The sequence below is a fragment of the Rhodococcus sp. NPDC003383 genome, from assembly GCF_053589115.1.
Genome location: NZ_JBSFRG010000025.1, coordinates 31,532 through 46,385, shown reverse-complemented (window position 1 = coordinate 46,385; position 14,854 = coordinate 31,532). Strand labels below are relative to the sequence as shown.

The following is a 14,854-nucleotide window of genomic DNA, read 5'->3' as shown; positions in this document are numbered from 1 at the left end:
TCGGCAGTACTGTGAAGCAGAACCCAGTACTACTTTCCGTATTCCCCGAGGAGAATCCTGTGGCCGTCGACCGTCTCTTGCCCACCGACGAGGCCCGTGACCTCATCCAGCTCACCCGCGACGTGGCCGACAAGGTGCTGGCACCGATCGTCGACGAGCACGAGAAGACGGAGACCTATCCCGAGGGCGTCTTCGCCACCCTCGGCGAGGCCGGGCTGCTGAGCCTGCCGTACCCCGAGGAATGGGGCGGCGGTGGCCAGCCCTACGAGGTGTACCTGCAGGTTCTCGAGGAACTCGCCGCCCGCTGGGCCGCGGTCGCCGTCGCGGTCAGCGTCCACAGCCTCGCCTGCCACCCGCTGATGGCCTTCGGCACCGAGGAGCAGAAGCAGAAGTGGCTGCCGGACATGCTCGGCGGCAACACCATCGGCGCCTACAGCCTGTCCGAACCGCAGGCCGGTTCCGACGCGGCCGCACTCGCCTGCAAGGCCACCGCCACCGAGGGCGGGTACCGCATCACCGGCTCGAAGGCGTGGATCACCCACGGCGGCATCGCCGACTTCTACAACCTGTTCGCCCGCACCGGCGAAGGCTCCAAGGGCATCTCGTGCTTCCTCGTCCCCAAGGGCACCGAGGGACTGACCTTCGGCAAGCCCGAGGAGAAGATGGGCCTGCACGCCGTCCCCACCACCTCGGCGCACTACGACGACGCGTTCGTTCCGGAGGAGCGCCGCCTCGGCGCCGAAGGACAGGGTCTGCAGATCGCCTTCAGCGCCCTCGACTCCGGGCGCCTCGGCATCGCCGCCGTCGCGGTCGGGCTCGCGCAGGCCGCGCTCGACGAAGCCGTTGCCTACGCCCAGGAGCGGACGGCGTTCGGCCGCAAGATCATCGACCACCAGGGTCTCGGCTTCCTGCTCGCCGACATGGCCGCCGCGGTCGACTCGGCCCGTGCCACCTACATCGACGCGGCCCGGCGCCGCGACGCGGGCCTGCCGTACTCGCGCAACGCCTCGGTCGCCAAGCTCGTCGCCACCGACGCGGCGATGAAGGTCACCACCGACGCCGTCCAGGTCCTCGGCGGCTACGGCTACACCCGCGACTTCCGCGTCGAGCGGTACATGCGGGAAGCCAAGATCACCCAGATCTTCGAGGGCACCAACCAGATTCAGCGACTGGTCATCAGCCGTCACCTGGCCGGCTGACCCGCCGCCTCTCCCCACTGCCCCACTGCCCTACTGTCCTACTGCCGAAAGCTCACTCATGACCACCTCTGTGATCGTCGCCGGCGCCCGCACCCCCATGGGACGGCTGCTGGGCTCGTTGAAGGACTTCTCCGGCTCGGACCTCGGCGCCGTCGCCATCAAGGGCGCACTCGACAAGGCCCACGTGTCCCCCGACCAGGTCGACTACGTCATCATGGGCCAGGTCCTCACCGCCGGGGCCGGCCAGATCCCCGCCCGCCAGGCCGCCGCCAAGGCCGGCATCCCGATGGACGTCCCGGCCCTGACCATCAACAAGGTCTGCCTGTCCGGACTGACCGCGATCGCGATGGCCGACCAGCTCATCCGCGCAGGCGAATTCGACATCGTCGTCGCCGGTGGGCAGGAATCGATGAGCCAGGCACCGCACCTGCTCGAGAAGAGCCGCACCGGATTCAAGTACGGCGATGTCACGATGCGCGACCACATGGCGCACGACGGGCTCTACGACGTCTTCACCGATCAGGGCATGGGCAACCTCACCGAGTACGCCAACGTCGACGAGCGGGCCGTGTCCCGCGAGGAGCAGGACGAGTTCTCCGCGGCGTCGCATCAGAACGCGGCCCGCGCCTGGAAGGACGGCCTGTTCGACGACGAGGTCGTGCCGGTGCCGATCCCCCAGCGCAAGGGCGACCCCGTCCTGTTCACCGCGGACGAGGGCATCCGCCCGGACACCACCGCCGAATCGCTCGCCAAGCTGCCGCCCGCGTTCCTGAAGGACGGTACGGTCACCGCCGGGTCGGCCTCGCAGATTTCCGACGGTGCCGCCGCCGTCGTCGTGATGAGCAAGGCCAAGGCCGAGGAACTCGGACTGTCCTGGATCGCCGAGATCGGCGCGCACGGCGTGGTGGCCGGCCCCGATTCGACCCTGCAGTCGCAGCCGTCGCGGGCCATCGCAAAGGCCTGCGAGCGTGAGGGTATCGCCCCGACCGATCTCGATCTCGTCGAGATCAACGAGGCATTCGCCGCGGTCGGCATCGCGTCGGCCCGCGAACTCGGCCTCGACCGGACGCGGATCAACGTCAACGGCGGCGCCATCGCGCTCGGCCACCCTCTCGGGATGTCCGGGGCGCGCATCGTGCTGCACCTCGCGCTCGAACTCGGCCGCCGCGGCGGTGGTACCGGTGTCGCCGCGCTCTGCGGTGGCGGCGGTCAGGGCGACGCTCTCATCGTGCGCGTGCCGTGAGCTGAGCGCCCTGTCTCTTCCGGTTGCGAGAACCCCGTGACCGTCCCCCCGACCAGGAGAAATTTCATGAACATCGACGGAGCCGTCGCAATCGTCACCGGTGGTGCCTCGGGCCTCGGCAACGCCACCGCCCGGGCCCTGCACGAACGCGGAGCCCAGGTGGTGCTGATCGATCTGCCGAGCTCGCGCGGTACCGACGCGGCAGCGGCCATCGGTGAGGGCGCGCACTTCGTCGCCGCCGACGTCACCTCCCCCGACGAGGTCGCCGCAGCCCTCGATTTCGCTGCCGGTCTCGGTGATCTGCGGGTCGCGGTCAACTGCGCGGGTGTCGCCACGCCCGGCAAGGTCCTCGGCCGCAACGGGGCCCTTCCCCTCGAGGAGTTCGAACGCGTCGTCCGCATCAACCTCGTCGGCACGTTCAACGTGATCCGGCTGGCCGCGGAGAAGATCGCCGCGACCGATCCGATCGACGGCGAGCGCGGCGTCATCGTCGACACCGCCTCGGTCGCCGCCTTCGACGGGCAGATCGGTCAGCCCGCCTACGCCGCGTCGAAGGGTGGGGTCGCGGCCCTGACTCTGCCGCTGGCCCGCGAGTTTGCCCGGCATCTCATCCGGGTCGTGACGATCGCGCCCGGAATCTTCGAGACCCCGATGATGGCCGGTCTCCCCGAGGAAGCGCAGCGTTCACTCGGCGAGCAGGTTCCGCATCCCTCGCGTCTCGGTAAGGCCGACGAGTACGCGGCGCTGGCCGCCCACATCATCGACAACCCGATGCTCAACGGCGAGACGATCCGCCTCGACGGCGCCATCCGTATGGCACCGCGCTGACCGCGGTATCCGATCGCGCCGTGCCGGCCACGGACCGTAGGTAGCGGCACCGACAGCTACCCACGGTTCCTCGGCCGGCACGTCGGCGAGCGAGTTACCGCCTCGGATCGCTGGGCTTCGACCACAATCGAGGTCATGACGAACGCAGCGTCCCCCGCCGACCACTACCGCGACCTCGCCGCCAAGTTCACCGCCACCGTCGAAGCGGTCCCCACCGACCGGTGGAGCTCGCCGTCTCCGTGCGACGGCTGGACCGCGCGCGACGTGGTGCAGCACGTCGTCGAGACCCAGCGCGACATCGTCACCAAGGTCGGCCTCGAGCTGCCGTCCGAACCGTCACCGGAAGCGGATCCGGTCGGGGCGTGGATCGCGACCCGCGACGCGATGCAGGAGATCCTCGACGATCCGGCTCGCGGAAACCTCGAGTACGAAGGCTATTTCGGGCGAACGTCCCTCGCCGCGACCGTCGACCGGTTCTACACCTTCGATCTGGTGGTGCACGGGTGGGACCTGGCACGCGCGACGGGCCTCGACGAAACCATCGCCGACGCCGACCTCGATTTCGTCGAGTCCGCGGCGACCGCGATGGGGGAATCGATCCGCATGGCGGGTGTGTGCGGTCCGGCCGTCGACGTGCCCGAGGGCGCCGACCGCACCACCCGGGTCCTCGGGTACCTGGGCCGGCAGGCCTGAGCGTCGCATACCGGCGTCGTGCCTGGTCGCCGTGGTGCCGGTCGGTCTCCGGTAGCGGTACCCATACCGTCGTATGTCCGATTGATGCAGGTACGGTGCATCCATGCGCGCCCGTCCGTACGCCACCACGAACCCCAACCGGCTCGCCGCTGCCCTGCTCCAGGTCGCGGCACGCAGCGGCTTGGACTCGGCGAGCGTGCGCGAGGTCGCGAGTGAGGCCGGGGTCTCCATCGGCGCGGTACAGCATCATTTCCCGACGAAGGACGCGATGCTCGCGTTCGCCTTCCGGGCGCTCGCCGACCGGGTCCTGGCCCGGCTGAGCAGCACCGATCCCGACATCGACCCGTCCCGCACCTTGTTCGCGGCCCTGAGCCAGTTGCTGCCGCTCGACGAACAGCGAGCCAGCGAAGCGCAGGTCATGGCGGCCTTCACGGTCCGCGCGGTCACGTCGCCGCCGCTCGGGGCGATCCGCCACGCGACGCTGTTCACGATGCGCACGGGAGTGTCCGCCGTATTGATCCGGATGGGCATCCCGGAGCCGGAGACACGGGCGACGCTGCTGCTCGCCGCCGTCAACGGTCTCGCTCTCGACGCGATCGCATGCCCAGCGCTGTATCCGCCGGAGTTCCTCACCCACTCCCTGCACACCCAGATTCAGCTGGCCCTCGCCGACGACTGATGCGACCATCATTCGGTCTACCGAGTGAATGATCCCGTCACCCGGAACGAGGGCTCCGCGATGACCGAGGTTTCACCTTCCCCACGCGCGGAACAGCGCTGGACCGCCTCGGCGTTCGTGCTCGTGTCGATGGCCGTGCCGTTCCTGCTTCCCTCGCACTACTCGCCGGGTTACACGTGGTTGCTTCCCGTCATCGAGGGATCGGTTCTCGTCGCGCTCGTCATCGTCGACCCCGGTCGTATCGACCGCCCGGGCAGATGGGTGCGGGCGCTGTCCGTCGCCCTGGTGGTCGTGATCGCGGCGGGGGCGGCGTGGAGTGCGGCGCGGCTGGTGTGGGATCTGCTGCACAGCGCACCGACCGCCACGGTCGCGATCGACCTGCTGCTGTCCGGTGCGCTGGTGTGGATGCAGACCGTCCTGGCATTCGGCTTCCTGTACTGGGAACTCGACGGTGGTGGCGCCGTGAACCGGCACCTGCGGCCCCGGGCCCATCCCGACCTGGCGTTCCCCCAGCAGCTCGAGCCCGAACTCGCGCCCAGCGGGTGGCGGCCCGTCTTCGCCGACTACCTGTTCCTCGCCCTGATCAACGCCACCACGTTCGGTCCCGCCGACGTCCTGCCCCTGGCGCGGTGGGCGAAGCTGACCATGGCCGTGCAGTCCCTGCTGTCGCTGGTGATCCTCGGTCTGGTCGTGGCGAATGCGGTGAACCTCCTCTGACGGTGTTGCGTTGTGGCGGTCCCGACCGCCACAAAGGCACACGGGCGGCGGAGCCGCACTCAGGCACACGGGCGGCGGAGCCGCACCCGGATAGGGTGCAGGAATGTTCTATTCGGAGGCCGAGGCACCGGTGGGAGCCGGGCGGTTCGCGCCGAGTCCCTCCGGCGACCTGCATCTGGGCAACCTTCGGACCGCCGTGCTCGCGTGGTTGTTCGCCCGCAGCACCGGACGCCGGTTCCTGGTGCGCGTCGAGGATCTCGATCGGGTCCGGCCCGGCGCGGAGCACACTCAGCTCGCGGACCTGGCGGCGCTCGGCATCGACTGGGACGCCGAGGTCGTCCACCAGTCGCGGCGGCTTCGACTGTACGAGGAGGCGATCGACCGGCTCACCCGGGCCGGGCTGACCTACGAGTGTTTCTGCACCCGACGCGAGATCCAGCAGGCCACCTCCGCGCCGCACGCGCCGGCCGGTGCCTATCCGGGCACGTGCCGCAGGTTGTCGAGTGCCGAACGGGCCGAGAAGATGGCGTCGGGCCGCCCGCCGGCCGTGCGGTTGCGGGCCGGAACGGACTTCTTCACGGTGCACGACGTGCTGCACGGCGATTTCACCGGAATCGTCGACGATCTCGTGCTGCGACGCGGCGACGGGACCCCCGCCTACAACCTGGCGGTCGTCGTCGACGACGCCGCGCAGGGCATCGATCAGGTCGTGCGCGGCGACGACCTGCTCTCCTCCGCACCCCGTCAGGCGTATCTGGCTGGGCTGCTCGATCTTCCGGCGCCGGTGTACGCGCACGTCCCGCTCGCTCTCAACGCGGAGGGCAAGAGGCTGGCCAAGCGCGACGGCGCCGTGACCCTCGCCGATCAACGCGCCCTCGGGCACACTCCCGCGGATGTGCTGGGCCGGATCGCCGTGTCCCTCCGCCTGGCCGATCCCGGGGAGCCGGTGACGCTGCCGCTGCTGCTCGACCGCTGGAACCCGGCGCTGCTGCCCCGGCATCCGTGGGTGTTCGAGATCGAGCCCGTCCGGCCCGACGAAGCCGGGATCGCCGGACAAAGTTGATCATGCTGCGCGACGACCGAATCGGACGTAGTGTGCGGAATTGACTTGACGCTCAGCCGCCTCGAGAGGACGAGCTATGACGACCGGCGGTTACGACCCGAACCAGGACCCGTACAGGCAGGGCAACAGCCCCGAGAACCCGGATCCGAAGAATCCGCAGGGTGGCTACCCGCCACCACCGTCCGGCGGTTATCCGCCCCCGCCGGGCAACTACCCACCTCCCGGGAACTACCCTCCGCCCCAGGGCAACTACCCGCCCCCGCCAGGGAGCTACCCCCCGCCGTCAGGGAACTATCCCCCGCAAGGCAATTACCCGCCGCAGGGGAACTACCCCCCGCCCCCGGGTAACTACCCGCCCCCGCCGGGGAACTTCTCGTCGCAGCCTCCCGGCTACTCCCCCGTCCCGACGCAGCTGAGCGTGGGCGACGCCATCTCGTACGGATGGTCGAAGTTCAGCGCGAACGCCGGGGTGTGGATCGGTTTCATGATCGTGGCCCTCGTCATCCAGGGTGTGATCAACCTCATCTTCGGCGGTTTCAACACCGACGGTGACTTCACGCTGTGGCGCGCGATCGGCACGATTGTGAGCGCGATCGTCGGTTACCTCATCCAGGCCGCGTACGTCCGCGGGGCGCTGCACGAGATCGACGGCAACAAGCCCGCGTTCGGCTCGTTCTTCCAGTTCACCAACGTCGCCGCGGTGATCATCGCGAGCGTGCTCGTCGGCCTCGCCACCGTCATCGGGTTCGTGCTCCTGATCATCCCCGGCCTGATCGTCGTGTTCCTGACCTGGTGGACGCTGCCGTTCGTCATCGACAAGAACCAGGATGCGATCACCGCGATCAAGTCCAGCATCCAAGCGATCTCGTCCAACGTGGGGACGCTGCTGCTGCTCGCGCTGGCCGTGGTGGGGCTCAACATCGTCGGCGCGCTGCTGTGCGGACTGGGTCTGTTCGTCAGTGTTCCCGTGACGCTCATCGCCTCGACCTATGCGTACCGAGTGACCACTGGGGGTCCTGTGGCACCCTGATCGGGCAGCGTGCGGACATTTCGACCATATCGACGAGGGCTGCACGGGCGTTGTACCGTGCAGCATCCGCACGCCCGACGACAAGGGAGAGACATGACCACCGGGGGATATCCGCCTCAGTCCGATCCACACAGTCCGGGGGCATACCCCGCACCTCAGTACGGCGGACCGCAGGCATCCGGGCAACCGGCCGACTACACCACGCACTTCCCGAACCCGATCACCTCGGGCTACGAGCCGCCCCAGCAGAATCCCCCGCAGTACGGTGCCCCGGCGGGCGGACAGCAGTACGGTGCCCCCACCGGTGCGCCGCAGTACGGTGCCCCGCAGTACGGCGGTCCGCAGTACGGCGGTCCGCAGTACGGTGGCCAGTCCTCGACGCCGCAGTACACCGCCCCGCCCGCCGGCCCCCAGTACGGTGCGCCGCAGTACGGCGACCAGCAGGCCCCGCAGTTCGGTAACCAGCAGTACGGTGCCCCGCAGCAGCCCGGCCAGCAGTACGGCGCCCCCCAGTTCGGCGCTCCTCCGGCCGACCGGTTCGGCGCTCCACAGTTCGGCGCACCGCAGCCTGCCTCCGGCCCGGGTGCCGGGCAGCCGGGCGAGCTGCTCCCGCGACTGGGCGCGCGCGTCATCGACGCACTGATCGTGGGTGTCCCGTTCGCGATCCTCACCGCGATCGTCGCCATCGCCGACGTCTTCTTCCTGACCGCGGTGGTCGGCCTGCTCTCCGGCGTCGCGATGCTCGGCTACGCGACGTACTTCGAGTCCACGAAGGGCGCGACGGTGGGCAAGAAGGTGCTCGGTCTGTCGGTGACCGGCCCGAACGGCGGACTCCCCACGCTCGAAGAGGCCGCGAAGCGCAACGCCTACCTGGGGCTGCAGGCGCTGACCTGGATTCCGATCCTCGGCTGGCTGTTCAACATCGCCTCGTTCGCCGCATACATCGGCGTCGCAGTCACCATCGAGCAGAGCCCGACCAAGCAGGGCTTCCACGACAAGTTCGCGGGCGGCACGCAGGTCGTCAAGTCCTGATCCGTCCCACCCCGACCGCGGGCCCCGTCCACTCCGGACGGGGCCCGCGGCGTTTTGTCCGTACTTCGCGTTGTCGCGCCGCGAGTGCTTGGATGGCCGGGTGACAGAGCATGCATCGACCCCGAAGAATCCCGCCACCGGCCCGGTCGCCACAACCGATCATGCGGCGTTCGCGCACGTGGCGCGCAGCTACTACCCGGGGATCGTCGCATTGTTCACGACGGTGCTCATCATCTCCAACATCTGCGCGACGAAGGGCGTCGCATTCTTCGGCGACGCCGACGTCGCGGTCGGCTCACTGCAGATCCTGCCGATCCTGACGGACGGCGGTTTCTTCCTCTTCCCGCTCGCGTACATCCTGGGCGACGTCCTGAGCGAGGTGTACGGGTTCGCGGCGACCCGGCGCGCGGTGCTGTTCGGGTTCGGCGCGGTCGCCCTGGCCGCCCTGTGCTTCTGGATCACCGGCCTGCTGCCGCCCGCCGACTTCTACGAGAACCAGGAGGCGTTCGACGCCGTCCTCGGGGTCGTCCCGCGCATCCTGCTCGCCGGCCTCTCCGGTTACCTCGTCGGCCAGTTGCTGAACTCGTACGTGCTGGTGCGGATCAAGGAACACACGAAGGAGAAGTACCTGTGGGCCCGGCTGATCGGGTCCACGGTGGTCGGCGAGTTCGCCGACACGCTGATCTTCTGCGCGATCGCGGCGGGTGCGATCGGCATCTCGACGTGGACGGACTTCACCAACTACGTGATCGTCGGATTCCTGTGGAAGACGCTGGTGGAGATCGTCGTCATGCCGATCACGTACCGCGTGATCGCGCACGTGAAGAAGCACGAACCGACGTACTCGGCGGTCTGACCCCTATCCGGCGCTCCGACTAGGGGCGGGCACCCGCGTAGAACCGGCCGAGGGTGTCCGCCTTGTACTCGGCGAACCAGCCGCCCTCGATCGACGCGCGGATCTCGTCGACGAGCCGCACCGTGAACCGCTCGTTGTGGATCGTGCACAACGTCGACGCCAGCATCTCCTTCGCCTTGAACAGGTGATGGATGTAGGCGCGGGTGTAGTTCGCGCACGTGTAGCAGTCGCAGTTCTCGTCGATGGGCGTGAAGTCCCGCCGGAAGCGGCTGGTGTTGATGTTGAACCGGCCGTCCGGGTGGTAGATGGCCGCGTTGCGGGCGACCCGGGACGGATTCACGCAGTCGAAGGTGTCGGCGCCGTGTTCGATCGCGACGAACACGTCGTCGGGTTCGCTGATGCCGAGCATGTGGCGGGGTTTGTGGGCGGGCAGTTCCTCGGTGCACCAGCGCACGATGGTGCCGAGGTTCTGCTTCTCGAGCGCCCCGCCGATGCCGTATCCGTCGAATCCGCGCCCGGACTCGCCGACGATGGATTCGAGGCCGCGGCACGCCTGTCGCCGCAGATCCTCGTACTGCGCACCCTGCACCACACCGAACAACGCCTGGTACGGACGGTGAGCGCGTTCGGCGGTGAGCTTCTCGTGCTCGGAGATGCAGCGCACCGCCCACGCCTGCGTCCGCGCGAGCGACTCCTCCTGGTAGCGCCGCGTGTTCATCAGGGTGGTCAGCTCGTCGAACGCGAACATGATGTCGGCGCCGAGCTGGTGCTGGATCCGCATCGACACCTCGGGGGTGAACCGGTGCCGGGAGCCGTCGAGGTGCGACTTGAAGGTGACGCCGTCGTCGTCGACGTGCGCGAGCCGTTCCTTGCCCTTGGCGATGACGTCGTCGGACTGCACTCCGACCGCCTCCATCGCCAGCACCTTCTTGAATCCGACGCCGAGGGACATCACCTGGAATCCGCCGCTGTCGGTGAACGTCGGGCCGTCCCAGTTCATGAACTTGCCGAGCCCACCGGCCTCGTCGACGATCTCCGGTCCCGGCTGCAGGTACAGGTGATACGCGTTGGCGAGCAGGGCCTGCGCCCCGAGGTCCTTCATCGACTCGGGCAGCACCGCCTTGACCGTCGCCTTGGTGCCGACACCGACGAACGCCGGCGTGCGGATGTCGCCGTGCGGGGTGTGGATGGTGCCGGTGCGGCCCAGACCGTTGTCCAGCCGGGCGCCGACGGTGAAGAACGGGTCGGGCGGAGTCGGCACTGCGGAGTCGGTACTGCGTGGGGCGTTCACCCGACGATTGTGCCAGGTTACCGTTCACCGGACCTCGACCGGCCGGTGCGTGAGCGGCCGTTTCCGTGATCGCTACGGCTCGACGTCCCCGCTGCTGCGGCGTCGTGCCACGCCTCGCGCGACGGCCTTGCCGACCTCGTCGACCCACAGGACGACCGAACCCACCGCCACGGCCAGCGCCCACTGCGGCAGCGTCAGGGACGTGGTGTCGAAGAATCCCTGCAGCACCCCGGCCTGCACCACGCAGACCTGCAGCACGATCACGGCGGCGATCGCGATCCACACGCTGTGGTTGGTGAACGTCTGCAACGAGAAGACCGATCCCAGGTTCGACCGCACGTTGAACAGGTTGAACACCTGGAAGAACACGAACGTCGTGAACGCGAGGGTCGTCGCGAACAGCGGGTCGCCGGCGCTGTCCGGGAAGAGATCGGGAGCGAAGTACAGCACCGCGATCGTGCCGGCGGCCATCACGACACCCAGCCCCAGGATCCGCCGGACCCGGGCCGCGTTCAGCAGTGCCTCGTGGGCCGCTCGTGGCGGGCGTTTCATCGTGCCCGGCTCGGCCGGGTCGACGCCGAGCGACAGGGCCGGCGGCCCGTCCATGATGATGTTCACCCACAGGATCTGCAGCGCGGTGAACGGTGCGCCCCCGGCCAGCCCCAGCGCCCCGGCCGCGAGGAAGATCAGCACGAATCCCCACGCGGTGGTGAGCTGGAACTTCACGAACTTGACGATGTTGTCGTAGATTCCCCGGCCCTCGGCGACCGCGGCGACGATGGTCGCGAAGTTGTCGTCCGTGAGGATCATGTTCGCGGCGCCCTTGGACACGTCGGTACCGGTGATCCCCATGGCCACGCCGATGTCGGCCTGCTCGAGGGCGGGTGCGTCGTTCACCCCGTCGCCGGTCATCGCGACGATCTCCCCGCGGGCCTGCAGGGCCTTGACCACCCGGATCTTGTGCTCGGGTGCCACCCGGGCCAGCACCCCGAACTCCGCCGCGCGGTCCTGCAGGGCTGCGTCGTCGAGCCGGTCGAGATCCGCGCCGCTCGCGGCGCTGCCGGGGATGCCCAGTTGCCGCGCGATCGCCGTGGCCGTCACCAGGTGGTCGCCGGTGATCATGTGCACGACGATTCCGGCGCCGTGCGCGACCTCGATGGCGTGCTTGGCCTCCGGCCGCGGCGGATCGACGATCCCGACGACCGCGTACACGGTCAGTTCGTCCACGCACCGTTGCAGGGCGTCGGCGTCGCCGCGGGGCACCGCGTCCAGGTCGCGGCCCGCGATCATGAGGGTGCGCAGGCCCTCGCCGGCGAGGCCGTCGATCGCGGCCCTGATCCGGTGGTGGTCGGCCTCGTCGAGCGGCATCGGGCCGCCGGCGCCGAGCATCGTCGTGGCCCGGTCGAGCAGCACACCGGGCGCGCCCTTCACGAAGACCCGGTAGCCGCCCTCGGGAACCGCGTGGAAGGTGGCCATGTACTTGTAGGCCGAGTCGAACGGCACCTCGGCGAGCCGCGGCAACGCACCCCGCGCCCCGTCGACGTCGATGCCGCCCTTCTCCGCCAGCACGACCAGCGCGCCCTCGGTGGGATCGCCGACCAGGACGCCGTCGTGGACGGCCGCGTCGTTGCACAGCGCCATGCCCAGCAGCGCCGCCGTCATGTCCGGTGCGGGCAGGCCGTCGCCGACCAGGATCTTGCCGTCGGTGCCGTAGCCGCTGCCGGTCACCCGGAAACTGCGGCCGCGCACGAGCAACCGCTGCACCGTCATCTCGTTGAGGGTCAGCGTGCCCGTCTTGTCGGTGGCGATGTGGGTGGTGCTGCCGAGGGTCTCGACCGCGGACAGTTGCTTGACGATCGCGCCGCGCGCGGCGAGCCGGGACGCACCCATGGCGAGGGTGAAGGCGACCACGGCGGTCAGGCCTTCGGGGATCGTGGCGACCGCGAGGGAGACGGCGGTCAGGAGCAGATCCGACCAGGACTGGCCGCGCAGCAGGCCCAGCACGAAGACGAGGGTGACGGTGACCAGCGCGACGATCGTCAGCGTTCCGGCGAGCTGGCCGATGCGGCGTTGCAGCGGGGTCTGTTCCACCCCCGCGGTGCCGAGGAGGGTGGCGATCGCCCCCATCTCGGTGTGCATGCCGGTGGCGGTGACGATCATCTCGGCACGCCCGCGGGTGACCTGCGTGTTCATGAACAGCATGTCGGTGCGGTCCCCGAGGGGCGCGGCCGGCTCCGCGACGGGGTCGATCTCCTTGTCGACGGGATGCGATTCGCCGGTGAGCGCGGCCTCGGCGACCTGCAGGCGCACGGCGGTGACGAGCCGTCCGTCTGCGGGGACGGTGTCGCCGGCCTCGAGCAGCACGACGTCCCCGGGGACCAGGTCGGCGCGCGGCAGGTCCGCTTCCCGTCCGTCGCGGCGGACCTGCGCAGTCGAGACGGACATCTGCCGCAGTGCCTGCAGGCTGTTCTCGGCGCGGGCCTCCTGCACGTAGTTGAGGACCGTGTTCAATGCGATGACCGCGAAGATCACGACCGGGGTTTCCCATTCGCGGGAGACGGTCGCGCTGACCACTGCGGCGATCACCAGCACGAGGGTCATCCGGTCGGCGAGCAGCGCGGCCACCTTGCGCCACACCGGAACTCGCGGCGCCTCGGCGAGCAGATTGGGTCCGTGTTCGGTGCGTCGCCGTTCGACCTCGACGGCGGACAGCCCTGTCCCGGGGTCGACCCCGAGCGCTGCGGCGACCTCGACGGGCGACCGGGTGTGCCACGGCGATTCGACGACGTCGGTCATGGGCTCCCACGCTATCGGTGGATCGCCCGGCGTGCCCGGCGTTCCACTGCACGGCCACGCTGTTCGTGATGTGCTGGACGGGCAGGTACATCGTCGAAGGATCGGAGGAGCCATGAGCGAGCCGTCGGATGCGGACGCGGTCACCGTTCTGGAGGAAGACGAGTGCTGGGAGCTGCTGCGAACCGAGAAGGTGGGCCGGCTCGTGGTGACCGCGGACGGCCGTCCGGACATCTTTCCGGTGAACTATGTCGTCGGCGACCGGAAGGTGTACTTCCGGTCCGGGGAAGGCAGCAAACTGTCGGAGCTGGCGGTGCACGCGGAGGTCGCGTTCGAGGCCGATGTCGTCGGCGAGCGCACCGCGTGGAGCGTCGTCGTTCACGGGAGGGCACGAATCCTCACGCATTTCAACGAGATTCAGGCGGTGGAGGAACTCGGTCCGACGCCCTGGGTATCGACACCGAAGTACAACTTCGTGGAGATCACCGCGACCGAGATCACCGGTCGTCGTTTCGCGCTCGTCGAGCACTGACCGGTGACCGAACCCGGGCAGCACCGCCTGCTCATGCGGTGCATGCTCCTGTCGGTGGCGACCGCCCTGACCACGATGGCGCTCAAGGCCGGGGCGGCGTGGATCACCGGGTCGGTGGGTCTGCTGTCCGACGCACTCGAGTCGGGCGTCAACCTGGTGGCCGCGGTGGTGGGGGTCTTCGCGTTGCGGGCCGCGGCGAAACCCCCGGACGAGAATCACGATTTCGGGCACGGCAAGGCCGAATATCTTTCCGCCGCAGTGGAAGGCGCGATGATCTTCGCGGCGGCCGCGGCGATCGTGTGGACGTCGGTGCAGCGGCTGCTGCAGCCCCAGCCACTGACCGAGCTGGGGCTGGGCCTGTTCCTGTCGGCGGGGTCGTCGGTTCTCAATCTCGCGGTGGGATTACTGCTGTTGCGGGTGGGACGCCGCCACCGGTCGATCACGCTGATCGCCGACGGCAAGCACCTGCTCACCGACGTATGGACGTCGGTGGGGGTTCTCGTCGGTATCGGCCTGGTCGCCCTGTTCGGCTGGTACGTCCTCGATCCGATCGTGGCGTTGCTCGTCGGCCTGAACATCCTGCGTATCGGCTACGGCCTGGTGCGCGAATCCGTTGTCGGATTGCTCGACGCGGCGCTGCCCGCCGACGACGTCGCGCAGGTGCAGCAGGTGCTCGATCGATACCGCGACGAGTCGGTGACGATCCTGCCGCCCCGCACCCGGGCCTCGGGCCGGCAGCGTTTCGTGTATCTCACGGTGCGCGTGCCCGGCGACTGGACGGTGCGGGCGGGACACGATCTGCTCGACCGGGTCGAGGACGATGTGCGCTCGGCCCTGCCGGGAACCACGGTGTTCACCCACCTGGAACCCATCGGCAAGGTCGCGCGGCGTCGCTGAA

General features: G+C 69.2%; 14 protein-coding genes. 12 read left to right on the top strand and 2 right to left on the bottom strand.

Features of this window, described 5'->3' with window-relative positions; all coding sequences use genetic code 11:
• Positions 1-59: 59 nt before the first annotated feature.
• The 10 genes from ACWDTS_RS20460 to ACWDTS_RS20415 all read left to right on the top strand — a co-directional run bounded on the left by ACWDTS_RS20460 (position 60) and on the right by ACWDTS_RS20415 (position 9,340).
• On the top strand, positions 60-1,199 hold the full coding sequence (locus ACWDTS_RS20460) for an acyl-CoA dehydrogenase family protein (RefSeq protein WP_450118914.1): 1,140 nt from the start codon (positions 60-62) through the stop codon (positions 1,197-1,199).
• A gap of 58 nt (positions 1,200-1,257) precedes the next feature.
• Positions 1,258-2,442 carry an acetyl-CoA C-acetyltransferase gene (locus tag ACWDTS_RS20455; protein ID WP_450109736.1) on the top strand — a complete coding sequence of 395 codons (1,185 nt, stop codon included), beginning with the start codon at positions 1,258-1,260 and terminating at the stop codon, positions 2,440-2,442.
• 66 nt (positions 2,443-2,508) lie between these two features.
• Entirely contained in the window at positions 2,509-3,270 is a 762-nt protein-coding gene (locus tag ACWDTS_RS20450) for an SDR family NAD(P)-dependent oxidoreductase (protein ID WP_450118913.1), read from the top strand.
• A 135-nt stretch (positions 3,271-3,405) separates the two neighbouring features.
• Entirely contained in the window at positions 3,406-3,963 is a 558-nt protein-coding gene (locus ACWDTS_RS20445) for a TIGR03086 family metal-binding protein (protein WP_197253263.1), read from the top strand.
• Between the two features lie 103 nt (positions 3,964-4,066).
• Positions 4,067-4,642, top strand: a complete 576-nt coding sequence (locus ACWDTS_RS20440; protein WP_197253261.1) for a TetR/AcrR family transcriptional regulator — start codon at positions 4,067-4,069, stop codon at positions 4,640-4,642.
• A 60-nt stretch (positions 4,643-4,702) separates the two neighbouring features.
• Positions 4,703-5,359, top strand: coding sequence for a hypothetical protein (locus ACWDTS_RS20435; RefSeq protein ID WP_450109738.1), 657 nt, complete (start codon positions 4,703-4,705; stop codon positions 5,357-5,359).
• A 103-nt stretch (positions 5,360-5,462) separates the two neighbouring features.
• Positions 5,463-6,422 carry a tRNA glutamyl-Q(34) synthetase GluQRS gene (gene gluQRS, locus ACWDTS_RS20430; RefSeq protein WP_450118912.1) on the top strand — a complete coding sequence of 320 codons (960 nt, stop codon included), beginning with the start codon at positions 5,463-5,465 and terminating at the stop codon, positions 6,420-6,422.
• A gap of 76 nt (positions 6,423-6,498) precedes the next feature.
• Positions 6,499-7,452, top strand: a complete 954-nt coding sequence (locus ACWDTS_RS20425) for a hypothetical protein (protein ID WP_450118911.1) — start codon at positions 6,499-6,501, stop codon at positions 7,450-7,452.
• A gap of 93 nt (positions 7,453-7,545) precedes the next feature.
• Positions 7,546-8,484, top strand: coding sequence for an RDD family protein (locus ACWDTS_RS20420; protein WP_450118910.1), 939 nt, complete (start codon positions 7,546-7,548; stop codon positions 8,482-8,484).
• Positions 8,485-8,584: 100 nt separating this feature from the next.
• Positions 8,585-9,340, top strand: coding sequence for a queuosine precursor transporter (locus tag ACWDTS_RS20415; protein ID WP_450118909.1), 756 nt, complete (start codon positions 8,585-8,587; stop codon positions 9,338-9,340).
• 19 nt (positions 9,341-9,359) lie between these two features.
• On the opposite strand, the gene tgt is transcribed toward ACWDTS_RS20415, so the two are convergent.
• Both tgt and ACWDTS_RS20405 read right to left on the bottom strand, forming a co-directional pair.
• Positions 9,360-10,601: a tRNA guanosine(34) transglycosylase Tgt gene (tgt, locus tag ACWDTS_RS20410; RefSeq protein ID WP_450118908.1), complete on the bottom strand. Its 1,242-nt coding sequence runs from the start codon at positions 10,599-10,601 to the stop codon at positions 9,360-9,362.
• A gap of 102 nt (positions 10,602-10,703) precedes the next feature.
• Positions 10,704-13,427, bottom strand: a complete 2,724-nt coding sequence (locus ACWDTS_RS20405; protein WP_450118907.1) for a cation-translocating P-type ATPase — start codon at positions 13,425-13,427, stop codon at positions 10,704-10,706.
• Positions 13,428-13,539: 112 nt separating this feature from the next.
• On the opposite strand from ACWDTS_RS20405, the gene ACWDTS_RS20400 reads away from it, so the two are divergent.
• Together ACWDTS_RS20400 and ACWDTS_RS20395 are read left to right on the top strand one after the other, a co-directional pair.
• Positions 13,540-13,956, top strand: a complete 417-nt coding sequence (locus ACWDTS_RS20400; RefSeq protein WP_450109744.1) for a pyridoxamine 5'-phosphate oxidase family protein — start codon at positions 13,540-13,542, stop codon at positions 13,954-13,956.
• Positions 13,957-13,989: 33 nt separating this feature from the next.
• Complete coding sequence (locus ACWDTS_RS20395) at positions 13,990-14,853, top strand: cation diffusion facilitator family transporter (RefSeq protein WP_450118937.1); 864 nt, start codon at positions 13,990-13,992, stop codon at positions 14,851-14,853.
• Position 14,854 lies beyond the last annotated feature (1 nt).